This is a genomic window from Falsirhodobacter halotolerans (assembly GCF_022899245.1).
GTDB lineage: Bacteria > Pseudomonadota > Alphaproteobacteria > Rhodobacterales > Rhodobacteraceae > Falsirhodobacter > Falsirhodobacter halotolerans.
This window is the reverse complement of sequence record NZ_JALJAZ010000001.1, coordinates 1069477-1092467: the sequence shown is the minus strand read 5'-3', so window position 1 is coordinate 1092467 and position 22991 is coordinate 1069477. Positions and strand designations below refer to the sequence as shown.

24 protein-coding genes are annotated in these 22991 nt (G+C 62.1%); 10 read left to right on the top strand and 14 right to left on the bottom strand.

Annotated elements, in window-relative coordinates:
* Window positions 1-126: 126 nt before the first annotated feature.
* The 3 genes from MU449_RS05700 to MU449_RS05690 are packed head-to-tail and all read left to right on the top strand — an operon-like array spanning window position 127 to window position 1118.
* The gene (locus MU449_RS05700) at window positions 127-711 is read left to right on the top strand and encodes a peptidoglycan recognition protein family protein (RefSeq protein WP_244737032.1); all 585 of its coding nucleotides are present in this window, start codon (window positions 127-129) and stop codon (window positions 709-711) included.
* Between the two features lie 3 nt (window positions 712-714).
* On the top strand, window positions 715-900 hold the full coding sequence (locus tag MU449_RS05695; protein ID WP_244737031.1) for a hypothetical protein: 186 nt from the start codon (window positions 715-717) through the stop codon (window positions 898-900).
* Window positions 900-1118, top strand: coding sequence for a hypothetical protein (locus MU449_RS05690; protein WP_244737030.1), 219 nt, complete (start codon window positions 900-902; stop codon window positions 1116-1118). Before MU449_RS05695 ends, MU449_RS05690 begins: the two co-directional genes overlap by 1 nt.
* 147 nt (window positions 1119-1265) lie before the next feature.
* Here MU449_RS05690 and MU449_RS05685 read toward each other — a convergent pair whose 3' ends face one another.
* Window positions 1266-1433 (bottom strand): hypothetical protein, encoded by a 168-nt coding sequence (locus MU449_RS05685; RefSeq protein WP_244737029.1) that lies wholly within the window; start codon window positions 1431-1433, stop codon window positions 1266-1268.
* Between the two features lie 242 nt (window positions 1434-1675).
* Here MU449_RS05685 and MU449_RS05680 point away from each other — a divergent pair, with 242 nt between their 5' ends.
* Window positions 1676-2482: a DNA adenine methylase gene (locus MU449_RS05680; protein ID WP_244737028.1), complete on the top strand. Its 807-nt coding sequence runs from the start codon at window positions 1676-1678 to the stop codon at window positions 2480-2482.
* 57 nt (window positions 2483-2539) lie between these two features.
* On the opposite strand, the gene MU449_RS05675 is transcribed toward MU449_RS05680, so the two are convergent.
* The 6 genes from MU449_RS05675 to MU449_RS05650 all read right to left on the bottom strand — a co-directional run bounded on the left by MU449_RS05675 (window position 2540) and on the right by MU449_RS05650 (window position 6477).
* Entirely contained in the window at window positions 2540-3046 is a 507-nt protein-coding gene (locus tag MU449_RS05675) for a hypothetical protein (RefSeq protein ID WP_244737027.1), read from the bottom strand.
* 47 nt (window positions 3047-3093) lie between these two features.
* Window positions 3094-4386 (bottom strand): Y-family DNA polymerase, encoded by a 1293-nt coding sequence (locus tag MU449_RS05670; RefSeq protein WP_244737026.1) that lies wholly within the window; start codon window positions 4384-4386, stop codon window positions 3094-3096.
* Between the two features lie 7 nt (window positions 4387-4393).
* The gene (locus tag MU449_RS05665) at window positions 4394-4828 is read right to left on the bottom strand and encodes a LexA family protein (protein WP_244737025.1); all 435 of its coding nucleotides are present in this window, start codon (window positions 4826-4828) and stop codon (window positions 4394-4396) included.
* Window positions 4829-5071: 243 nt separating this feature from the next.
* Entirely contained in the window at window positions 5072-5653 is a 582-nt protein-coding gene (locus tag MU449_RS05660) for a thermonuclease family protein (protein WP_244737024.1), read from the bottom strand.
* Between the two features lie 57 nt (window positions 5654-5710).
* A complete protein-coding gene (locus MU449_RS05655) occupies window positions 5711-5953 on the bottom strand; it encodes a DUF982 domain-containing protein (RefSeq protein WP_244737023.1) in 243 nt (80 codons plus the stop codon).
* Window positions 5954-6021: 68 nt separating this feature from the next.
* Window positions 6022-6477 (bottom strand): PACE efflux transporter, encoded by a 456-nt coding sequence (locus MU449_RS05650; RefSeq protein WP_244737022.1) that lies wholly within the window; start codon window positions 6475-6477, stop codon window positions 6022-6024.
* 160 nt (window positions 6478-6637) lie between these two features.
* Between MU449_RS05650 and MU449_RS05645 the strand changes: the two genes are divergently transcribed.
* Complete coding sequence (locus tag MU449_RS05645) at window positions 6638-8659, top strand: NAD(+) synthase (RefSeq protein WP_244737021.1); 2022 nt, start codon at window positions 6638-6640, stop codon at window positions 8657-8659.
* Here MU449_RS05645 and MU449_RS15945 read toward each other — a convergent pair.
* The 5 genes from MU449_RS15945 to ndk form a co-directional block, all read right to left on the bottom strand.
* The gene (locus tag MU449_RS15945; protein WP_483299408.1) at window positions 8656-8742 is read right to left on the bottom strand and encodes a small membrane protein YohP; all 87 of its coding nucleotides are present in this window, start codon (window positions 8740-8742) and stop codon (window positions 8656-8658) included. The genes MU449_RS05645 and MU449_RS15945 overlap by 4 nt on opposite strands.
* Window positions 8743-8829: 87 nt before the next feature.
* Window positions 8830-10254, bottom strand: coding sequence for an NAD(P)(+) transhydrogenase (Re/Si-specific) subunit beta (locus MU449_RS05640; protein WP_244737020.1), 1425 nt, complete (start codon window positions 10252-10254; stop codon window positions 8830-8832).
* A 9-nt stretch (window positions 10255-10263) separates the two neighbouring features.
* Window positions 10264-11835 (bottom strand): Re/Si-specific NAD(P)(+) transhydrogenase subunit alpha, encoded by a 1572-nt coding sequence (locus MU449_RS05635; RefSeq protein WP_244737019.1) that lies wholly within the window; start codon window positions 11833-11835, stop codon window positions 10264-10266.
* Between the two features lie 97 nt (window positions 11836-11932).
* A complete protein-coding gene (locus tag MU449_RS05630) occupies window positions 11933-12688 on the bottom strand; it encodes a VOC family protein (RefSeq protein ID WP_244737018.1) in 756 nt (251 codons plus the stop codon).
* Window positions 12689-12781: 93 nt separating this feature from the next.
* On the bottom strand, window positions 12782-13204 hold the full coding sequence (ndk, locus tag MU449_RS05625; protein WP_244737017.1) for a nucleoside-diphosphate kinase: 423 nt from the start codon (window positions 13202-13204) through the stop codon (window positions 12782-12784).
* A 152-nt stretch (window positions 13205-13356) separates the two neighbouring features.
* Between ndk and metH the strand changes: the two genes are divergently transcribed.
* The 5 genes from metH (at window position 13357) to nrdF (ending at window position 21259) form a co-directional block, all read left to right on the top strand.
* Window positions 13357-17100 carry a methionine synthase gene (metH, locus tag MU449_RS05620; RefSeq protein WP_244737016.1) on the top strand — a complete coding sequence of 1248 codons (3744 nt, stop codon included), beginning with the start codon at window positions 13357-13359 and terminating at the stop codon, window positions 17098-17100.
* A gap of 301 nt (window positions 17101-17401) precedes the next feature.
* The gene (gene nrdH / locus MU449_RS05615) at window positions 17402-17623 is read left to right on the top strand and encodes a glutaredoxin-like protein NrdH (RefSeq protein ID WP_244737015.1); all 222 of its coding nucleotides are present in this window, start codon (window positions 17402-17404) and stop codon (window positions 17621-17623) included.
* A 3-nt stretch (window positions 17624-17626) separates the two neighbouring features.
* A complete protein-coding gene (gene nrdI, locus MU449_RS05610) occupies window positions 17627-18028 on the top strand; it encodes a class Ib ribonucleoside-diphosphate reductase assembly flavoprotein NrdI (RefSeq protein WP_244737014.1) in 402 nt (133 codons plus the stop codon).
* A gap of 35 nt (window positions 18029-18063) precedes the next feature.
* Window positions 18064-20145, top strand: coding sequence for a class 1b ribonucleoside-diphosphate reductase subunit alpha (nrdE, locus tag MU449_RS05605; protein WP_244738974.1), 2082 nt, complete (start codon window positions 18064-18066; stop codon window positions 20143-20145).
* Window positions 20146-20281: 136 nt separating this feature from the next.
* Window positions 20282-21259 carry a class 1b ribonucleoside-diphosphate reductase subunit beta gene (gene nrdF, locus MU449_RS05600; protein ID WP_244737013.1) on the top strand — a complete coding sequence of 326 codons (978 nt, stop codon included), beginning with the start codon at window positions 20282-20284 and terminating at the stop codon, window positions 21257-21259.
* Here the strand turns inward: nrdF and MU449_RS05595 are convergent.
* Complete coding sequence (locus tag MU449_RS05595; protein ID WP_244737012.1) at window positions 21256-22293, bottom strand: YihY/virulence factor BrkB family protein; 1038 nt, start codon at window positions 22291-22293, stop codon at window positions 21256-21258. The two genes, nrdF and MU449_RS05595, sit on opposite strands and share 4 nt — an antisense overlap.
* 105 nt (window positions 22294-22398) lie before the next feature.
* A complete protein-coding gene (gene rplI / locus MU449_RS05590; protein WP_244737011.1) occupies window positions 22399-22983 on the bottom strand; it encodes a 50S ribosomal protein L9 in 585 nt (194 codons plus the stop codon).
* Window positions 22984-22991: the final 8 nt, after the last annotated feature.

Below are 22991 nucleotides of genomic sequence, written 5' to 3'. Positions count from 1 at the left end.
CGATCTCCTGTTTTGGCGGGCTTCATTGCCCCTTCGACAAGAATAGATATAGCGCCGATGGCGCTACTAGTCAAGCACCACTTCCACAAATTTAGCGCATTTCAGCGAGAAAGTAAGGTGATCCTTATGAAACGTGTCCATTGGCATTGGACGGCGGGTGCCCCCGGCATGATCCAGATCGAGGCCGACAGCTATCACGAGATCATCCAGCCGGACGGCACCGTGCAGCGGGGGCAGTTCCCGGTGGAGGCGAACATCCCGCCCCTGCGCCCCGGCCAGTATGCCGCCCATACCCTGAACGCCAACAGCCATGCGATCGGCATCGCCTGCGATGCCATGGCCGGGGCGCAGGAACGGCCCTTGGATTGGGGCAGCAATCCCCTAACCGAGGCGCAGGTCGAGGCGATGCTCGATCGCACGGCCTACTACTGCCGCCGCTACGGCATCCCTGTCTCGCGGCAAACCACGCTGAGCCATGCGGAGGTGCAGGCCAACCTCGGCATCGCGCAGCGCAACAAGTGGGACTTCATGGTCCTGCCGGGGATGACCCGCGTCGATGATCCGGTGGTGGTGGGGGATGAGCTGCGCCGCCGCCTGACGCTGAAACTGAAAGCTCTGGACGCCCCGCCGGTGCTGACGGCCCCTCCCCCCTTCGCGGGCCTCGTCATCGCCGTCACCGCCGCGCTGCGGCGCATCTTCGGAAAGGGCTGACCCATGTTCCTGATCATTCGGATGGCGCTCTATACCGCGTCCTCGTTCCTCGCGGGCTACGGCTATGCCGTGCACGACGCGGAAGCGGGAACGCTGACGCTGAACCTCGACCAGATCGCCACCTTCCTCGGCAGCGCGGTCGTGTTCATCGGCACCTTCATCACGTCGCGCTTTGCGAGGCGGCGGTGATGTTCGGGGTGCAATGGATCTTCGGCGGGATCATCGCCGCGCTGGCTGGCCTGTTCGCGGCCTTCCAGCGGGGGCGCGCCTCGGGGCGCAAGGTGGAACAGGACAAGGCCGCGCATGGCTACGCGGACACACGAAAGGACACAGACAATGCGGATATTCAGTTTCGCCCTGGCGATGCTCGCAGCTGGCTGCACAAGCGCCCCCCGAACCAGCGGTGATGCGCTCTGCGATGCCACCCGCGCGCCCCGCGCAGCCCATGCAACGGCGCTGGCAGATGAGGGCAGCGATCGGGTGGTGGTGACGGGGCAGGCGCTGATCGCCACAATGGATGCGGGGTGTCGAAGGTCGGCACCTGCCCGGTAAGATCAGCCCTTCGCGCCCTTCGTGGCTTCTTCGCGCAGTTTACGAAGCCGCGCGGTTTTCTCGTCGCGGGCCGACTGTTCGGCGTCGATGATCGAACGGGATGCACGGTGGGTTTCCTCGAACGCGTTGCGGCGTTTCACGGTGGCAGAGATGTGGGGTTCTTCGGACATGCGGTCCTCCAGGTTCTGCGCGTCGAATGACGAACATCTCTAAAGGTAGCGCCCAAAGAGCATTTCACCATCACGACAACCGAATGCCCTTCGCCGTGCCCTGCACGGCGGGGGCTTTGATCGCGTCAACGATCATCACCACGCGGCCACATTTCTCACAACGGACCGCGCCGACCCGAGTGTGCTTCAAGGTCGCCCGCACCCCTCGCGAGGGCGGGCATCCCATGGAGCAGAATCATACCATGATGCAAGTAAGACCTGCGGCGCCTGTTGCGCCGTGGCTGGGAGGCAAGAAAGCCCTCCACCCCAAGATCATCGCCAAGATCGATGCGATCCCCCATAAGACCTATGCCGAACCCTTCGTGGGCATGGGCGGGGTGTTCCTCCGCCGCCGATTCAAACCCCGGCTTGAGGTCGCCAACGATCTGAACGGCGAGATCGTGAACCTGTTTCGGATCCTGCAGCGCCACTATCCCCAGCTGATGGACGTGATGCGGTTTCAGATCGCCTCGCGCCGGGAGTTCGACCGGCTGCGGATTACCGACCCGCGCACCCTGACCGATCTGGAGCGGGCGGCGCGGTTTCTTTATCTCCAGCGGCTTGGCTTCGGCGGCAAGCTGAACGGCGTGTTCGGTGTTGCCGCCGACCAAGGACCGCGCTTCAGCCTCGCACGGCTGGAGCCGATACTGGACGCCGCGCATGAGCGGCTGGAAGGGGTGGTGTTCGAATCGCTGGACTGGTCCGAACTGATCCGGCGCTATGACGGGCCGGACACGCTATTCTACCTCGACCCGCCCTATTTCGGGGGCGAAGATGATTATGGGAAGGACATGTTCGGTCGCGACCAGTTCGCAAAGATGGCAGAGCAACTGGCGGGCATCCGGGGTAAGTTCGTGCTGTCGATCAACGATACGCCGGAGATCCGCGGTCTTTTCGGGGCATTCGAGGCGGATGAGGTCCGGCTGAAGTATACCGTAGGGAGTGCGGGCGCGACGGATGCGGCAGAGCTGATCATCTCGAATGTCGGCGTGGTGGAACGGCTGATTTAAGACCAAAGGGGGCAACCGATGGGCGGCTGCCCCCTAACCTATTTTCAGTACTGGTTGTCAGGCTTGTACGGGTGCGCTCATCATCACGAATAATGGCTCCTTTGTCTCAAGACTGTCCTCCATGTTTCTCCAAATTGCATACCCTGATGGAACCGCCCTATCTTGCGGCGGGTACTGAATTACCGAAAGGTCGGCGGGATTTATCCAAGCATCCTCAACAAATCCGCCGTGCGGAGTGAACCTATATTTTAGATAAACCCCATCCTTGGTAATGATGACTTTTCCGATTTCGCGACCTTCACCAGGCACTATGATGTTCTGCCATTTATGGATAGGTTCTAAAATCCAATCATTTCCAAAGGAAATAACAAGTTCATCATTATAAAGCTTTGTTCCCTCGTGAGAGGTCTCATTGCCTTTGCCAAGCAAGAGTACTTTGCAACGTTCACCTTCTTGGGAAATAGCAAACCCGAGGTATCGATCATGGAAATTACTCCACGAAAACAGTTCCCCAGGCACAAGTTCGGAAACATTTTTCAAAACTACAACGTCTTTAATCCGCATGTACGCCTCGGCTTAATTAATAAAAGTCAGGATATGCTAGACAAATCTTAGACCTTTACAACCGGAAGTTCTTCGATCCGCGTGGTGTAGCGCGGTGACCGCAGGTTCGCCTTCGTCACCCATGACTTCCCGAATCCCTCACGACCCAGCACCAGCGTCTTTTTCCCGAACCGATCGTTAATCGTGTCCAGCGCGTCCATCAGACGCGCGTCACGGGGGCGGTCGGGCGGGAACAGCAACTGCGGGGCCTCCGCCTCGGCCAGAAGATCGCCCAGGATTACCCCGGCCTTGGTGTAGCCATAGACCCCGCCCGCCGGATCGCCCTTCCAGCCTGCCTTCGCCGCGCGCATTGCCGCTGCCACCATGTCGAAGGTGTTGTTGGTCATCGGCGACAACTTCACGCTGCGCGAGGCGGAGGTCTGCGGCCGGTCGGGCTTGTGCTTGTTCGTGTGGTAGAAGACCGTGATCGTGCCCGCCACCAGCCCGTGCTGGCGCAGCTTTTCCGCCGCGCGGGTGGCGTGGGCCGCGATTGCCTGGGCCAGCACGTCGAAGGTCATCATCGGGGTGCCCGACGATCGGGTGACGGCCATGCCCTTGCGCTGCGGGGCCACGTCCTCGAAGTCGATGCAAGGGACGCCGCGTAGCTCGGCTACGGTGCGCTCCAGCACCACGGTGCCCGTCTTGCGGCCAAGGGCCAGCGGCATGTCCCGCAGCTGCGCCACGGTGCGGATGCCCTGCGCGGCCAGCTTGGCCTGCGTGGCGCTGCCGATCCCCCACACCTCGCCCACCGCGATGCGGGCCAGCGCGAAGTCGCGGATCATCTCATCCATGAAGTTGCAGACGCCGCCGAAGATCGGGTTCTTCTTGGCCGCGAAGTTCGCCAGCTTGGCCAGCGTCTTCGTCGGGCCGATGCCAACGCAGGTCGGGATCCCGGTGGCCCGCCGCACCGCCGCGCGCATGGCCGTCGCCTGCGGGATCATGCGATCCCCGAAGCCCGACAGGTCCACGAATGTCTCATCGATCGAATAGGTCTCCAGCCGGGGGGAGAAGTCCTGCAGCACCTCGCCCACGCGGCGGCTCATGTCGCCATAGAGGGTATAGTTGCTCGACAGCGCCCGCACCCCGTGGCGCAGCATCAGATCGCGCATCTTGAAGACCGGCGCGCCCATCTTGATTCCGAGGGCCTTCGCCTCGTCCGACCGGGCCACCGCGCAGCCGTCATTGTTTGACAGGACGATCACGGGGATGCCGTGCAGCGAGAGGTCGAACACCCGCTCGCAAGACACATAGAAGTTGTTGCAGTCGATCAGGGCGATCGGGTCGGTGCCGGGGACGATCATCGCCCCGTCATTCGATCGGCAGGCGGCGCACGACGCCCGCCACTACGCCCCAGATCTCGGTGCTCTCGGTCACGGGGATGGACTTGTAGCCCTCGCGCCGTGCGCAGGGATCGAGGAACCACTGCCCGTCCCGCAACGCCAGCCGCTTGATGGTGATTGCGCCATCGACCACCGCCACCGCGATCCGGCCCTTGCGCCGGTGGCCGGCGCGATCGACGGCGACCAGATCGCCATCGAAGATCCCCGCGCCCTCCAGGCTGTCGCCCTCGATCCGCCACCAGAAGGTTGACCGCTCCTGACGCACGACCCATGCGATGGGATCGATGCTATCCTCCAGATCATCCCCTGCGGGGGACGGAAAGCCCGCCGGAACGGGGGTCGCCGCCAGCGGCATCTGGCGCGGGACGTGAATCACATCGATTGGGTAGGCATCGTCAGGCATGGCAGCACCAGAACGTTAGAGGAACTATCCTCCACCCTTAACGTGAAAGCCCCCCCATACGTCAACAGGTGTTTATGGAATGTTCGGTCGATTAAGTGGCGGTTATTGGTTTACAGTAGCAAGCCTAACCTATTGATATCCTGTGACTGCCACCCTGCCCCATTTACTGTGCAACCGCCTGAAATATCACAGAATCAACACTCCCTCCGGGCCTACCACCCCCTCCCCGCACGACCATCCGGATCAATTGCGCTGGGCGGCGCGCCAGTCCCATGGGGCGGTGAACTCGCTTGCCCATATGCCGCGCTTTTCGTCACGGGCGGCGCGCTCGTTCGCGTCATAGATCGCACCGCCATATTGGCGATAGGCCAAGGCCCAACCGTTGCGCACCATCCAGGTGTTCACGCTGATCCCGTTCGCGCTGCAGGTGGCGACGGTGCGCCCATATCGGTCGGTATCGCGCTTTTCACAACTTAGAGGATGGTCGCCGATCATCGCGGCCAAGGCGTCCCGCGCCTCCACCCCGCAGGACCAGTCCCGCGCGCCAAAGGTGCAGGTCTGGGCCATTTCCGGCGCGTCTATGCCGTAAAGACGGATGCGCGTGCCGTTCAGATCGACCGTGTCGCCGTCCAGAATGCGCGCACCGCCGGCCACGACCTCGGGCGGGGCGGAGCGATGGCTCAGCAGGTCTTCGGCCATGCGGAAAAAGGTCTGCCGCATCTGCGGATCGTCGCTGCCGAACACCCAGCCCGCCAGAACCAGCGCCACGGCAATGGCCCATACTTTGGGACCGGGAATACGAGGGGATGTCTTGCGGCGGGCCATCGGACCCCTCTGCCGCAGGCGCGACCGAAGAACAAGACCCGCCTGATCGCATGAAGATCAGAATCGCGGAAAAAGGCCGACCTCTTCCGCCGCGAACAAAAACGCATCGCGCGCCCGGGAGTGGCACTCGCGCCCCTTCACCGCGGCCTCGCACATGGACTTGGCCGAAAGATAGTCGCGCCCGCTGCGCGTCGGCCAGTCCCCGTTCAGGGCCGCCAGCGCGTCGTCGGTGCTTTCATAGGATACTGCAGTGCCAGCCGGTCCATGATCGAATACAATGGGTTTGATCCAGGCCGACATGGCACACTCCTCGCAGGGTCGGCCGCCCAACGCGGCCGACGCGGATAAGTTCCCATATTATTTTGACGTCATTGCGACAGGCCGGGGCGTTGCGGGGGGATTGCCCCCGGATCCGTCGGGATGGGGAATATCCGGTCATAGGCCCAATTGAACACGAACGCATAGACCAGATAGAAGACGACGAGAGCCAGATCCAGGATCAGCGCGTCCATAAGGCTCACGGACAGATACCATGCGATCAGCGGCAGCGTCGCAACCAGAAGGCCCAGCTCGAACAGCAGCGCGTGAAGGACACGTTCACTCAGGCGCTTGTCCAGCCGTCCGCGCATCCGCAAAAGGCCGTGATCGAACATCAGGTTGAAGGCGTAGTTCCAGAAGGTGGCGATCGTCGCCCCCACCACCGCGATCACCCCCACATCGCCGGCATGGATCCCGAACCCCATCGCCCCCAACGGGATCACGAGGATGAGGCCGATGACCTCGAAACTGATGGCGTGGCGAAGACGATCCGGAGCGGTGCGCATGGCGTTTCCCATATGGCCGGGCCGTCCCGGGTGAAACCGAATGCGAAGGTCGTCCTCCGACCGAAAGTCTAGCGGCTTTTTCCCCGCAATCCAACCCACCCGTTTCCATTGCGCCCCCCGCCCGATGCGATAGAACCGGACGGGCATACGGGAGATTGCCATGGATCCGCGCACCTTCGCTTCCCTTCACACGCACGGTTTTGTCCGCGTGGCCACCGCGACGCCTTTGGTCCGACCCGCCGACGTGCGGTTCAACACCGACGCGATTGCCGAGCGGATGGAGGAAGCCCATCGTGCGCATGTCGATCTGATGGTGTGCCCGGAACTGTGCGTCACCGCCTATGCCATCGACGATCTTCACATGCAGGATGCGCTTTTGACAGCGGCGGAAAAGGCCGTGGGCGTCCTTGCGGCGCGCACGGCCGATCTGTCGCCCATCACCCTGATCGGGGCCCCGTTGCGGCGCGACGGCCGGATTTACAACTGCGCCATTGCGATCGGCGGCGGTCGGGTTCTGGGTGTGGTTCCGAAATCCTTCCTTCCGAACTACCGCGAATATTATGAAAAGCGTTGGTTCGCCCATGGGCGCGGCACCACGGGGCAGATCCGCCTGAACGGGGTCGACGTGCCCTTTGGCGCCGATCTGATCTTTCAGGCGGACAGCCTGCCCGGCTTCGTGTTCCATATGGAGGTGTGCGAAGATTTCTGGGCCCCCACCCCACCGTCCACCGCCGCGGCGCTGGCGGGGGCGGTGATCCTGACGAACCTGTCGGCGTCCAACATAACGATTGGCAAGGCGGACGATCGGCACACGCTGTGCATCAGCCAATCGATGCGGGCCATGGCGGCCTATGCCTATTCCGCGGCGGGGGCCGGGGAAAGCACGACCGATCTGGCATGGGATGGTCAGGGCGCAATCTATGAACTGGGCGACATGCTGGGCCAATCGGCGCGCTTTGACACGTCGCCGGAGCTGTGCATCGCCGACGTGGACACGGGCCGCATCCTGTCGGAACGGATGCGCACCGGCACGTTCAACGATGCGACGGGCGACGCGGCCTTCCGACGGATCACCTTCGCGCACAAAGTGGCGAATGGCGATATCGGGTTTCATCGCCCGCAGCGCCGCTTTCCCTATATCCCCAACCGCGCGGACAAGGTCGATCAGGACTGTTTCGAGGCGTTCAACATCCAGGTCGACGCCTTGCGCCGCCGGTTTCTGTCCACCGGCGGGGGCAAGATGGTTCTGGGCATCTCAGGCGGGCTCGATTCCACCCACGCGCTGATCGTTGCGGCGAAAGTCTGCGATGTCCTTGGCCTGCCCCGGTCCACGATTCTGGCCTATACCATGCCCGGCTTTGCCACAGGCGAGGAGACGAGGGGCAACGCCTGGGCCCTGATGCGCGCGATGGGGGTCGAGGGGGCGGAGATCGACATCCGTCCCGCCGCGCGGCAGATGCTGGCCGACATGGGGCACCCCTTCGCCGATGGGCAGCCCGTCTATGACGTGACGTTCGAGAATGTGCAGGCGGGCTTGCGGACCGATTATCTGTTCCGGCTGGCAAATCATCACGGCGGGTTCGTGATCGGCACCGGCGATCTGTCGGAACTGGCGCTTGGCTGGTGCACCTATGGCGTGGGCGATCACATGAGCCATTATGCCGTGAATGCCGGTGTGCCGAAGACCCTGATTCAGTATCTGATCCGCTGGGCCGTCACCTCGAACCAGTTCGATGCCGCGACGGACGACATCCTGACCGCGATTCTGAACACCGAAATCTCGCCCGAACTGGTGCCGGGGGCGGAGTTGCAGGGGACGGAAAGCATCATCGGCCCCTATGCGCTGCATGACTTCTTTCTGTTTCACACGTTGCGATACGGGTTCGCCCCCAGCAAGATCGCCTTTCTGGCGGAACGGGCGTGGTCGGACCTTGAGGTCGGTCTTTGGCCGCACGGGTATCCGGACGCGAAAAAGGTCGCCTATGACAGGGCGACCATCAAATCGTGGCTTGGAGTGTTCACGAAGCGGTTCTTCGGGTTCAGCCAGTTCAAACGCTCGGCCATTCCGAACGGGCCGAAGGTGTCTGCCGGGGGCGCGCTGTCCCCAAGGGGGGATTGGCGCGCCCCGTCCGACGGATCGCCGCAGGTCTGGCTGGACGATCTTGCCCGCGTGCCGGATTAGAAGATCAGCTTGAGAAGCAGGATGACGACGACCAGACCGATCAGAAAAATGACACCCATGGTGCCGCCGATGAACTTGAGCATATAAACCTCCTGTTTTCATGCCAACGCCGGACGGGCCGCACCCGTTCCAAAACAAAACGCCCCGCAGTGATGCGGGGCGTTTGCGTCTCAGGTGACCAGGTTGACCAGGCGGCCGATGGAGTCCTTGGCGTCGCCATAGAACATCCGCGTGTTTTCCTTGTAGAACAGCGGATTTTCGATCCCGGAATAGCCGGTCCCCTGCCCGCGCTTGGACACGAAAACCTGCTTGGCCTCCCACACTTTAAGAACCGGCATTCCGGCGATGGGGCTGTTGGGATCCTCCTGCGCCGCGGGGTTCACGATGTCGTTCGAGCCGATGACGATCACCACATCCGTGGACGCGAAGTCGTCGTTGATCTCGTCCATCTCCAGCACGATGTCGTAGGGCACCTTCGCCTCGGCCAGCAGAACGTTCATGTGGCCCGGCAAACGTCCGGCAACGGGGTGGATGCCGAAGCGCACGGTCTTGCCCGACGCCCGCAGCTTGCGGGTCAGTTCGCTGACCGCCTGCTGCGCCTGCGCGACCGCCATGCCGTATCCCGGAACGATGACGACGCTGTCCGCATCGTTCAGCGCATTGGCCACGCCCTCCGCATCGATCGCCACCTGCTCGCCCTCGATCTCCATCGCCGGGCCGTCGGTCGTGCCGAACCCGCCAAGGATCACGCTGACAAAACTACGGTTCATAGCCTTGCACATGATATAGGACAGGATCGCCCCGGAGGAGCCAACCAGCGCCCCCGTCACGATCAGCAGATCGTTCGACAGGCTGAAGCCGATGGCCGACGCCGCCCAACCGGAATAGCTGTTGAGCATCGACACCACGACCGGCATGTCCGCCCCGCCGATGCCCATGATCAGGTGGTATCCGATGAAGAAGGCGCAAACCGTCATCAGCAGCAGCGCCCAGGCCCCTGCCCCGTTCATATAGGCGATCAGCAGGATCAGCGACAGCGCCGCCGCGCCGGCGTTCAGCATATGCCCGCCAGGCAGCTTCTGCGCCTTGCTGGTGATCTTGCCCGACAGTTTGCCGAACGCGACGATCGAACCGGTGAAGGTCACCGCGCCGATGAAGACGCCCAGGAAGGTCTCGACCTTCAGGATGGCAAGCTCGGCGGGCGTCTTATGTGCGACCAGCCATTCGAACCCGCTGAGCAGGTCACCGTCCAGCCCCGCCACCCGCGCGATGACGATATGGGTGTTGAAACCGATGATCACCGCCGCCAGACCGACGAAGCTGTGCAGCGCCGCGACCAGTTGCGGCATGGCCGTCATCTCCACCGTCTTGGCCAGATACCAGCCGATGGCCGAGCCGATCAGGATCGCCAGCATCACCAGCGGCAGATAGCCCATGCCGGGCCCGAACAGGGTGGCGATCACCGCCAGCGCCATACCGGCAATGCCGTACCACACGGCGCGTTTGGCGCTTTCCTGTCCGGAAAGACCGCCAAGGCACAGGATGAACAGGATGGCCGCCGCAACATAGGCCGCCAGAATCAATGCGATATCCATGTCGCCCCCTTACGATTTCTGGAACATGGCGAGCATGCGCCGGGTGACGAGGAAACCGCCCACGATGTTGATCGTGGCGATCAGGATGGCGATGGTGGACAGGGTGACCAGAAGGAACCCGCCCGATCCGATCTGCACCAGAGATCCGAGGATGATGATCCCCGACACCGCATTGGTCACGGCCATCAACGGCGTGTGGAGCGAGTGGCTGACCGCCCAGATCACTTGGAAGCCGATGAAGCAGGACAGGGCAAAGACCACGAAATGCGCCATGAAGCTGGCGGGCGCGACCAGACCGACCAGCAGAAGAAGCGCCGTGCCGCCCGCCAGAAGGCCGACCTGCATCTTCGTCTGCTTCTGGAATGCGGCCACCTCGGTCGCGCGACGTTCCTCGGCGGTGGGGGGCTTGGCCTTCTCGCGCGGTTTCTGCGCGGCGATGGCCTTCACCTTGGGCGGCGGCGGCGGGAAGGTGATCGCCCCGTCATGGGCGACGGTTGCGCCCCGGATGACGTCGTCTTCCATATTCTGATCGATCACACCATCTTTCCTTGGTGTAAGATCGGTCAGCATATGACGGATATTGTTGGAATAAAGCGTGGAGGACTGCGCCGCCATCCGGCTTGGGAAATCGGTATAGCCGACAATGGTCACGCCATTGTCCGTCACGATCTTCTGGTCGGGCACCGTCAGGTCGCAGTTGCCGCCGCGTTCGGCCGCAAGGTCCACGATGACCGAACCGGGCTTCATCAGCGCGACCATGTCCTCTGTCCACAGCTTGGGCGCGGGGCGACCTGGGATCAGGGCGGTGGTGATGACGATGTCCACCTCGGGCGCAAGCTCACGGAATTTCTTCAGCTGCGCGTCGCGGAACTCGGGCGAGGACGGCGCGGCGTATCCGCCCGTCGCGGCCCCATCGGTCTGCGCCTCCTCGAAATCGAGGAAGACGAACTCCGCCCCCATCGACTCGATCTGCTCGGACACTTCGGGGCGCACATCGAAGGCGAGCGTGATCGCGCCAAGACTGGTGGAGGTGCCGATGGCGGCAAGACCCGCCACGCCGGCTCCCACGACCAGAACCTTTGCCGGGGGCACCTTGCCCGCCGCCGTCACCTGCCCGGTGAAGAAGCGGCCGAAGTTGTTGCCCGCCTCGATCACGGCGCGATAACCGGCGATATTCGCCATGGAGGACAGCGCGTCCATCTTCTGCGCGCGGCTGATCCGGGGCACCATGTCCATCGCGATGACCGTCGCGCCCTTGGCACGCACGGCCTCCAGAAGATCGGCGTTCTGGGCGGGCCAGAAGAACGAAATCAGGGTCTGACCGGCGCGCAGATGCTCCACCTCGGACGGTTCCGGTCCGCGCACCTTCACGATGACATCGGCGTCCGCATAAAGCGTGGTCGTGTCCACCACGGTGACACCGGCCGCGCGATATGCGTCATCGGCGAAACCCGCTTTCGCACCTGCCCCGGCCTCGATCAGGCATTCATGCCCCAGCTTCATGATCTGCTGGGCACTGTCGGGTGTCATCGCCACCCGCGCTTCGCCTGCAAACAGCTCCCTCGCCGCTCCTATTTTCAAGTCGCCATCCCCTTCGGTGGTAAGATTGCGCGACAGTAAGCACACGCTTACGTGAGGTTTCAACCCGTCAACGTGGTATCCCTTGGCACACGATGGTTCATGATAGCGCGAACGGAATGTTCCACGGATCGACAACGATTCCTTTTAGGTGCTCAAGGTTCAGATCGACCTGCGCCAGCCCCGTGACCGGACCCATGCGCGGAACCGCATTCCGGCTGTTCCAGACATTGGCCGCGATGTGATGGTGATACCCGTCCCAAGACAGGAAGGACGCGCCCGGATAACGATGGGTGACCGCGGCGCCCAAGGTGCCGAAGAACTCCTCCTCCGGGGGAATGGCGCCGACCTGAAGGTGAACGTGGCCGATCGTCGCCCCCGTCGGCATCCCACGCCATTCGCCGCCCGTCCGCGCCAGATCGTCAAGGTCCAGCGCATAGGTGCCCATCTTCACGAGGCCGTCCGTCCAGATCCAGCCTGCCTTCGGGCGGTCGCAATAGATTTCGATCCCGTTCCCCTCGGGGTCATGAAGATAAAGCGCCTCGCTTACATCATGGTCGGCGGCGCCAAGGCGAAGGCGGCTGTCGCTTGCATGGCGCAGCCACGCGCCCAGCGACGAACGGGTTGGCAGCAGAAACGCGGTATGAAACAGCCCCGCCTCGGATGGGGAGGCGCGGCGCGCGGTGGGGTCGGCCCGCAGGGTCAGAAACGGGGCGTCGCCCGCGCCGAGGATCGCTTCGCTCCCGTCGCGGGTCAGCACCTCCAGCCCGATGGCGCGCTGGTAAAATTCGGTCATCCGGGCAAGATCGTTGACGATCAGGGTCACGTTGCGGATGCGGGTCGGAAATTCGGTCATGGCGGATCCTTTTACGACTGCCATGACAATAAAAAACGGCGCGTCCCCCGAACAGGGAACGCGCCGCACAGGTTCTGTGCGAAATGGGCGGGATCAGCCGACCAGTTCGAGACCCGAGAAGAAGAACGCGATCTCTTCCTTGGCCGTTTCCGGCGCGTCCGAGCCGTGAACCGAGTTTTCGCCGACGGACAGTGCGAATTCCTTGCGGATGGTGCCCGCATCGGCGTTGGCAGGGTTGGTTGCGCCCATCACTTCGCGGTTCTTGGCAATGGCGCCTTCGCCTTCCAGAACCTGCACGACGACCGGCTCGGACGCCATGAATTCCACCAGTTCGCCATAGAACGGACGGTCCTTGTGAACTTCGTAGAATTTGCCGGCCTGAGCGGTGGAGAGGTGCAGACGCTTCTGCGCGACGATGCGCAGGCCCGCCTCCTCGAATTTGGCGTTGATCTTGCCGGTCAGGTTGCGGCGCGTGGCGTCGGGCTTGATGATCGACAGGGTGCGTTCGGTGGCCATGATGGTCCTCATTTCGAAAAGGTCAATTTGCCGTGGCGCTTTATCATGCCCCAAACCGCTTGGAAAGGTTGCGCACGGTTCATCCTGATCTTGAACCAGTTCGATTTTCCCTTGGGGGCGGTTTCCCCTATAACTCAGACGATCCAGAGGAGATGCCCATGCCTGCGCCCGTCCGTTCCGAAGTTTTCGCCCGTCTGGAGGCCGCCGCGCGGGAACGGATCCTGATCATGGACGGCGCGATGGGCACGCAGATCCAGGATCTGGGCTTCGGCGAGGATCAGTTTCTGGGGCATGGCGGCTGCGGTTGTCACCACCCGTCCGATCATCCGCAGCAGGGCAACAACGACCTTTTGATCCTGACCCAGCCCGACGCGATCGAGGATATCCATTACAGGTATGCGAAGGCCGGCGCGGACATCGTTGAAACCAATACGTTTTCGTCCACGACCATTGCGCAGGCCGATTACGGGATGGAGGGGGCGGTTCATGATCTGAACGTTCAGGGCGCGCGTCTGGTGCGGCGTGCGCTGGATCGCGCCACGGCCGAGGATGGGCGCGAACGGTTCGTCGCGGGTGCGCTCGGACCCACGAACCGCACGGCGTCGATCAGCCCGGATGTGAACAACCCCGGATACCGCGCTGTTTCCTTTGACGATCTTCGCATCGCCTATGCCCAGCAGATTCATGGTCTGATGGAGGGTGGCGCCGACATCATCCTGATCGAGACGATCTTCGACACGCTGAACGCCAAGGCCGCGATCTTCGCCTGCGAGGAGGTGTTTCAGGACCGTGGCATCCGCCTGCCGGTCATGATCTCCGGCACGATCACCGACCTGTCGGGCCGCACCCTGTCGGGACAGACACCGACCGCCTTCTGGTATTCGGTGCGCCACGCGGCCCCCTTCACCATCGGCCTGAACTGCGCCCTTGGCGCCGCCGCGATGCGCGAACATCTGGCCGAGATCTCCGGCATCGCGGACACGTTCACCTGCGCCTATCCCAATGCGGGCCTGCCGAACGAGATGGGCCAGTATGACGAATCGCCCGAGGCGATGGCCGCCCAGATCGAGGATTTCGCCCGCGACGGGTTGCTGAACGTGGTGGGCGGCTGCTGCGGATCGACGCCGGACCATATTCGCGCCATCGCCAAGGTGGTGGCGAAATATCCGCCGCGCGCCCTTCCCGAACAGGCCCCGTTGATGCGCCTGTCGGGGTTGGAGCCGTTCACGCTGACCCGCGACATCCCGTTCGTCAACGTGGGCGAACGCACGAACGTCACCGGATCGGCCCGTTTCCGCAAGCTGATCACCAATGGCGATTACGGCACCGCGCTGGAGGTGGCCCGCGATCAGGTGGAGAACGGCGCCCAAATCATCGACGTGAACATGGACGAGGGCCTGATCGACTCGAAACAGGCGATGATCGAGTATCTGAACCTGATCGCCTCGGAACCCGACATCGCCAAGGTGCCACTGATGATCGACAGTTCCAAATGGGAGGTGATCGAGGCGGGTCTGAAATGCGTTCAGGGCAAGCCGATCGTCAACTCCATCTCCATGAAGGAGGGCGAGGAGGCGTTCCTGCATCAGGCCCGCCTGTGTCGCGCCTATGGCGCCGCCGTCGTGGTCATGGCCTTCGACGAGGTGGGACAGGCCGATACCGAGGATCGCAAGGTCGAGATCTGCAGCCGCGCCTACAAGCTTCTGACCGAGGAGGTGGGCTTCCCCCCCGAGGATATCATCTTCGACCCCAACGTGTTCGCCGTGGCCACCGGGATCGAGGAGCATGACAATTACGGCGTCGACTTCATCCAGGCCACGCGGCGCATCATCGACACCCTGCCCCATGTCCATGTGTCGGGCGGCGTGTCGAATCTGTCCTTCTCGTTCCGCGGGAACGAGCCGGTGCGCGAGGCGATGCATGCGGTCTTCCTGTATCACGCCATTCAGGTCGGGATGGATATGGGGATCGTCAACGCGGGGCAGCTGGCGGTCTATAGCGAGATCGACGCCGACCTGCGCGAGGCGTGTGAGGATGTGGTTTTGAACCGCCGCGCGGATTCGACCGAGCGGATGTTGGAGATCGCCGAAAAGTATCGCGGTCAGGCGGGCGGCCCCGCCAAGGAACGCGACATGTCGTGGCGCGAGCTTCGGGTCGAAAAACGGCTGGAACATGCGCTGGTCAACGGCATCACCGAATTCATCGACGCCGATACCGAGGAGGCGCGCTTGGCCGCCGAACGTCCGCTTCACGTCATCGAGGGGCCGTTGATGGCCGGGATGAACGTGGTCGGCGATCTGTTCGGGTCGGGAAAGATGTTCCTGCCTCAGGTGGTGAAATCGGCGCGGGTGATGAAGCAGGCGGTGGCGGTTCTTCTGCCCTACATGGAGGAGGAGAAGGGCGAAGGCCGCCAATCGGCGGGCAAGATCCTGATGGCGACGGTGAAGGGCGATGTCCACGATATCGGCAAGAACATCGTCGGCGTCGTGTTGGCCTGCAACAATTACGAGATCGTCGATCTTGGCGTGATGGTCCCTGCGACGAAGATCCTGGAGACGGCGAAGGCCGAGGGCTGCGACATCATCGGCCTGTCGGGTCTGATCACGCCGTCGCTGGACGAGATGGTGCATGTGGCCTCCGAGATGGAGCGGGAGGGGTTCGACATTCCCCTGCTGATCGGCGGAGCCACGACGTCGCGTGTGCATACGGCCGTGAAGATCCATCCAAGATACAATCGGGGCCAGGCGATCTATGTCACCGATGCCAGCCGCGCCGTGGGGGTTGTTGGCGCTTTGCTGTCGGACAGCCAGAAGCCGGACTATGTGGCCAGCATCCGTGAGGAATACGCCAAGGTGGCCGAGAACCACGCGCGGGCCGAGCGGGAAAAGAAGCGCCTGCCGCTGACCTCGGCCCGCGCCAACGCCTTTCAGGTGGATTGGACGGGCTATGAGGTGGCGACGCCTTCTTTCCTCGGCCTGCGGCACTGGGACGATTGGGATCTGGCGGACCTCGCCCGCTATATCGACTGGACGCCATTCTTTCAGACATGGGAATTGAAGGGCGTCTATCCCAAGATCCTTGAGGATGAAAAGCAGGGTGAAGCGGCGCGGGCGCTGTTTGCCGATGCGCAAGCGATGCTGAACAGGATCATCGACGAAAAGTGGTTCCGCCCCGCGGCCGTTGTGGGGTTCTGGCCTGCGAACGCGGTGGGGGATGACATCCGGCTGTGGACCGATGAGGGACGGACAGCGCCGCTTGCCACATTGCACACGCTGCGCCAGCAGGTGGCAAAGCGCGATGGACGGCCGAATGTGGCGCTGTCGGATTTCGTGGGGCCGGAGGGCGTGCGCGATTATGTCGGCGGCTTCGTCGTAACCGCCGGAGCCGAGGAGATCGCCATCGCCAAGGACTTCGAAGCGGCGAAGGACGATTACTCCGCCATTCTGGTGAAGGCGCTGGCCGACCGCTTTGCCGAAGCGTTTGCCGAGCGGATGCACGAGATGGTGCGCAAGGAGTTGTGGGGATATGCCCCGGACGAGGATTATTCCCCGACCGGACTGATCGGCGAACCCTATCGCGGCATCCGCCCTGCCCCCGGATACCCGGCCCAGCCGGATCATACGGAAAAGACGACGCTGTTCCGCCTGCTGGAGGCCGAGGCGCGGACGGGCGTCCATCTGACGGAGTCGCTGGCGATGTGGCCGGGGTCGTCCGTGTCGGGCATCTATCTTGGCCATCCCGACAGTTATTACTTCGGTGTTGCAAAAGTGGAACGCGATCAGGTGGCCGACTATGCCGCGCGCAAGGACATGACCGTGGCCGAGGCGGAACGCTGGCTTATGCCAATCCTCAATTATATTCCGGCCTCTGCGGAAGATCGTGTGGAATCCGCCTGAAGTTACCCACAGAACCACCCCCCGGAAACTGCGCGCCGGGGGTGGTTTGGCGGTTGACAGCGCGCCCCCCTTCAAAGCTATATATTGCGAACGGGAACCAATGCCCCCTCTAGGGGTTGCGGTGTGCGGACGGAAAAGGCCCTGAAATAACTAGGGTTGGCTCTTTCCCGCAGTCTGGCGAACCACCATATCTGGACGGCAGGCGACCGAAACACGAATCTATCGACCACGGGCACGCCGCCCGGTGGCGGGGCTGATCCCTCGCACCGGACCTGTGCCCATCCGCATGAGGACGACGCCCATGACCATCACGCTGTATTCCAAACCTGCCTGCGTGCAATGCGACGCGACCAAGCGCGCGTTGGACAAGCAGGGCGTGGCCTATACCCTGATCGACCTGTCGGAAGACGCGGCCGCGCTGGAACTGGTGACCGGCATGGGATACCGCCAGGCGCCCGTGGTGGTGGCCGGAACCGACCATTGGGCGGGCTTTCGCCCCGACAAGATCGGCGCATTGGCCTGAGATGTGAGCGGGCTGGTCTATTACTCGTCTGGCTCGAAAAACACGGAACGGTTTGTGGAGCGGCTGGGACGTCCGGCCATCCGCATTCAGGGCGAGACGCGGGTGACCGAGCCGTATGTGCTGATCACCCCAAGCTATTCCGATGGTGAGGGGCGTGGCGCTGTGGCCAAGCCCGTCATCCGTTTTCTGAACGACCCGGGGAACCGGGCCCTTATCCGTGGCGTGATCGGCACGGGGAACTTGAATTTCGGGGAATATTTCGCCTGGGCCGGCAAGATCGTCGCCGCCAAGTGCAACGTTCCCCTGCTTTACACATTCGAACTTGCGGGCACCAATGAGGATGTCGCGCGGGTCAGCCAAGGATTGGACAGGTTTTGGACACGGCAACGCTCGACCGCCCCGTAGAGAGCCCCTCGCTGGACTATCACGCGTTGAACGCGATGCTGAACCTGTATGACGGGGACGGCAAGATTCGCTTCGATGCGGACCGTCGCGCGGCGAAGGAGTATTTCCTTCAGCATGTGAACCAGAACACCGTCTTCTTCCACTCGCTGGAGGAAAAGCTCGGCTACTTGGTGCGCGAGGGGTATTACGAAACCGAGGTGCTGGACCAGTATTCCCGGCCCTTCATCCGCGGGATCTGGGACGCCGCCTATGCCGTGAAGTTCCGGTTCCCGACCTTCCTCGGCGCGTTCAAGTATTACACCAGCTATACCCTGAAGACCAAGGACGGGAAGCGGTATCTGGAGCGGTATGAGGACCGCGTCTGCATGTTGGCCCTGACCCTGGCGCAAGGGGACGAGACGCTGGCGATGCAGTTGATGGAGGAGGTCATGGGGGGCCGCTTCCAACCGGCAACGCCCACCTTCCTGAACGCCGGCAAGAAGCAGCGGGGCGAGTTGATCTCGTGCTTCCTGCTGCGGCTGGAAGACAACATGGAATCGATCGGGCGGTCGATCAACTCGGCGCTGCAACTGTCCAAGCGCGGCGGTGGCGTGGCGCTGATGCTGACCAACCTGCGGGAGGCGGGCGCGCCGATCAAGGGGATCGAGAACCAGTCCTCGGGCGTCATTCCGGTCATGAAGCTCCTGGAGGATTCGTTCTCCTATGCCAACCAGCTGGGCGCGCGTCAGGGCGCGGGCGCGGTCTATCTGAACTGCCACCACCCCGACATTCTGAAGTTCCTAGACACCAAGCGCGAGAATGCGGACGAAAAGATCCGCATCAAGACATTGTCGCTGGGCGTGGTCATCCCCGACATCACGTTCGAATTGGCGAAGAAGAACGAGGATATGTATCTCTTCTCGCCGCATGACGTGCAGAAGGTTTACGGCGTGCCCTTCTCGGAAATCTCGGTGACCGAGAAATACCGCGAGATGGTGGACAATCCGCGCATAAAAAAGAAGAAGATCAAGGCACGCGACTTCTTCCAGATCATTGCCGAGATCCAGTTCGAGAGCGGCTATCCCTATATCATGTTCGAAGACACGGTGAACCGCGCGAACCCGATTGCGGGCCGCATCACCATGTCCAACCTGTGTTCGGAAATCCTGCAGGTGAACGAGGCGTCGGAGTTCAACGACGATCTGTCCTACAGCCATATGGGCACGGACATTTCCTGCAACCTTGGGTCGTTGAACATCGCGAAGACGATGGACGGGCCGGATTTCGGCGCAACGGTGGAAACGGCGGTGCGCGCGCTGACGGCGGTATCGGTGATGTCGGCCATCGATTCGGTGCCGTCGATCCGGCGGGGGAACGACGAATCCCACGCGATCGGTCTGGGCCAGATGAACCTGCACGGGTTCTTGGCACGTGAGCGCATTTATTACGGGTCTGAGGAAGGCATCGACTTCACCCGCGCCTATTTCGCGGCCATCGCCTTCCACGCCATTCGCGCATCGAACCTTCTGGCGGTGGAGCGGAACGAAAGCTTCGTCGGTTTCGACAAATCGAAATACGCCACGGGCGAGTTCTTCGACAAATACACCGAACAGGACTGGTTGCCGGAAACCGACACGGTGACCGCGCTGTTCGAGAAGTTCGGCGTAACGCTGCCCACCCGCGCGGATTGGGCCGATCTGAAGGCGAAGGTCATGGCGGGTGGTCTTTACAACCGCAACCTTCAGGCGGTGCCGCCGACCGGGTCGATCAGCTACATCAACAACTCCACCAGTTCGATCCACCCGATCGTGTCGAAGATCGAAATCCGCAAGGAGGGCAAGATCGGGCGTGTCTACTACCCCGCCGCCTTCATGGATAACGACAACCTTCAATACTATCAGGACGCCTATGAGATCGGGCCGGAGAAGATCATCGACACCTATGCCGCCGCGACCGAGCATGTGGATCAGGGGCTGTCGCTGACGCTGTTCTTCAAGGACACGGCGACGACGCGCGACATCAACCGCGCCCAGATCTATGCGTGGAAGAAGGGCATCAAGACGATCTATTACATCCGTCTGCGCCAGCTTGCGCTGGAGGGGACCGAGGTGCAGGGTTGCGTGAGCTGCACATTGTAAGATAAAATTCTTACTCCACTATATATTGTGGATAAGAGGGATGAGTGGTTTCCTCATAAAATTTTGAGCGGTAGACTGTGACAAAGCGATTCAGGGCGGGCTCTAAAGCTCGCCCTCGTGTTACAGGACGCACCTAATGAACACCCAAAGCCCCATCCGCCGTCAGGTGACCCGCGCCGTCAACTGGAACCGTGTGCAGGACGAGACGGATCTGACGGTCTGGAACCGCCTGACCTCCAACTTCTGGTTGCCGGAAAAGGTGCCGTTGTCGAACGACATCCCGTCCTGGGCGACGCTGACGGATCATGAGCGTCAGTTGACCATCCGGGTTTTCACCGGACTGACGATGCTGGATACGGTTCAGGCCTCGGTCGGTGCGGTGTCGATGATGCCCGACGCCGTCACCCCGCATGAGGAGGCCGTGCTGACCAACATCGCCTTCATGGAGGCGGTGCACGCGCGGTCCTATTCCTCGATCTTCTCGACCCTGTGTTCGACGCAGGAAATCGACGAGGCCTTCCGCTGGTCCGAGGAAAACACGCACCTTCAAAAGAAGGCGAACCTGATCCTGACGGAATACAAGGCCAATGATCCGCTGCGACGCAAGGTGGCCAGCGTGTTCCTTGAATCCTTCATGTTCTATTCCGGCTTCTATCTGCCGATGCACTGGTCCAGCCGGGCCAAGCTGACCAACACGGCCGATCTGATCCGGCTGATCATCCGCGACGAAGCGGTGCACGGCTACTACATCGGCTATAAGCTGCAGCGCGCCCTGGAGAAGGTGAGCGAGGCGGAACGGCAGGCGGTGAAGGATTTCGCCTTTGCCCTGATGTTCGATCTTTATGAGATCGAGGAAGCCTATACCGAGGAACTGTATGACGGTGTCGGCCTGACCGAGGATGTGAAGAAGTTCCTTCACTACAACGCCAACAAGGCGCTGATGAACCTTGGATACGAGGCGTTGTTCCCGGCGTCGGTCACGGATGTAAACCCGGCCATTCTTGCAGCCCTCTCGCCCAATTCGGACGAAAATCACGACTTTTTCTCGGGTTCGGGCTCGTCCTATGTCATCGGCAAGGCGGTCGCGACCGAGGATGAGGACTGGGATTTCTAGTCCACGACCGTATCGGCGGCATAGGCCTGCCGCTCGCCCATAGGGCGAGCGGGGCCCGTCGTACTGTCATGCGCGGTCTGCTTTTCGGTTTCCGAATTGATCTCCGCACCGACCAGCACGATGATGGAGGACAACCACAGCCACATCAACAAAGCCATCATGGCGCCCAGCGAGCCATAGGTTTCGTTGAAATTGGCAAAGTTCGACGCATAGACCGAAAACAGCATCGAAAAGACCACCAGCGCCAAGGATGCAAAAATCGCACCGGGGCTGATCCAGCGCCAGCGTGCGGCGTGCCGGCTGGGACCAAAGCGATACAGGCCGGCCAGAGACACCATCATCACCAGAAAGATGACCGGCCAGCGGATGAACAGGGCCGACGAGCGGGGCGTTCCTGTCTCGATCGACAGATAACCAAGAACGGCGGGTAGGATCGCGACCACGGCGATCATCGTCAGAATGATGGCCACCCCCGCGAACATCATCAGCATGGAAATGACGTTCAGCAGGAAAAAGGAACGTTTCTCACGTTCATTATACGCGACATTCAGCGCCTCGATCATGGCCTTCACACCGCCATTGGCCGACCACATCGCGACCAGAAGCGCGAAAATCGACGCGAATGTCATGGTTGTCGAATCGGTCGAAGCGATCCGGGTCACCTGATCGGCCACGATGGAAAGGGCATCTGCCGGCAGCACCTGTGCCATCAACGCGATATGATCGGTGATCGTCGCACGGTCGGCGAACAAGCCATAGATCGATACGAAAGCTGTGACCGAGGGGACGAGGGCCAGAAGCAGGAAGAATGTCATACCCGCCGCGACGGCCATCACCCGATCCTCCATTACCGCCCCGGCCACACGGGTCGCGATCTGCCACCACCCGTCCCGTGGGATTTCCAACGGCGATGTCGCATCGTGGCCTGTGGCCGATGGGGATGTCACTTCGGTCTGGCTGCGGTTCGGTCGAAGCAATGAAAGGGCAAGAACGCCGCCGCCAAGAAGCATCCATGATTTGAGTGATCTTTGCATGCCGCGTCCCCTTTTCGTCACATTTGTGTGTGAACGCGAAGCGGCAGGACGTCGTTCCGACAGAACGAAAAAACCGCGCCCTTTTCGGGGCGCGGCTTGGTGGTTTTACGACCGGTCGTCTTCGTCGTCGCCCTGGGCGCCGCCCAGATCGTCGAACAGTTCCGAGATCTCGAACTCGGCGGCGGCTTCTTCTTCCGCGGCCAGCTCCTGGATCGACTTGCCCGACGCCTGAAGCTCGGCTTCCTCGTTCGAACGGGCGACGTTGATCGTCACCTTGACGGACACTTCCGGGTGCAGAACGACCGTGACCGGGTGCAGACCCAGATCCTTGATCGGACGATCCAGAACGACCTGACCGCGATCAACGGTAAAGCCTTCGGCCGTGGCGACGTCGGACACGTCACGCGTTGTGACCGACCCGTAAAGTGCGCCCGAGTCGGATGCCGAACGGATGACGACGAACTGCTGACCGTCGAGCTTTTGACCCACGACCTCGGCTTCCTTGCGGGATTCGAGGTTGTCGGCTTCCAGCTGGGCCTTGCGCGTCTCGAACGACTTGATGTTCATGTCGTTGGCACGAAGCGCCTTGCCCTGCGGCAGCAGGAAGTTGCGGGCATAGCCGTCCTTGACGGAAACGACGTCGCCCATCTGGCCCAGTTTGGCCACGCGTTGCAGAAGGATCACTTGCATGTCGGTGT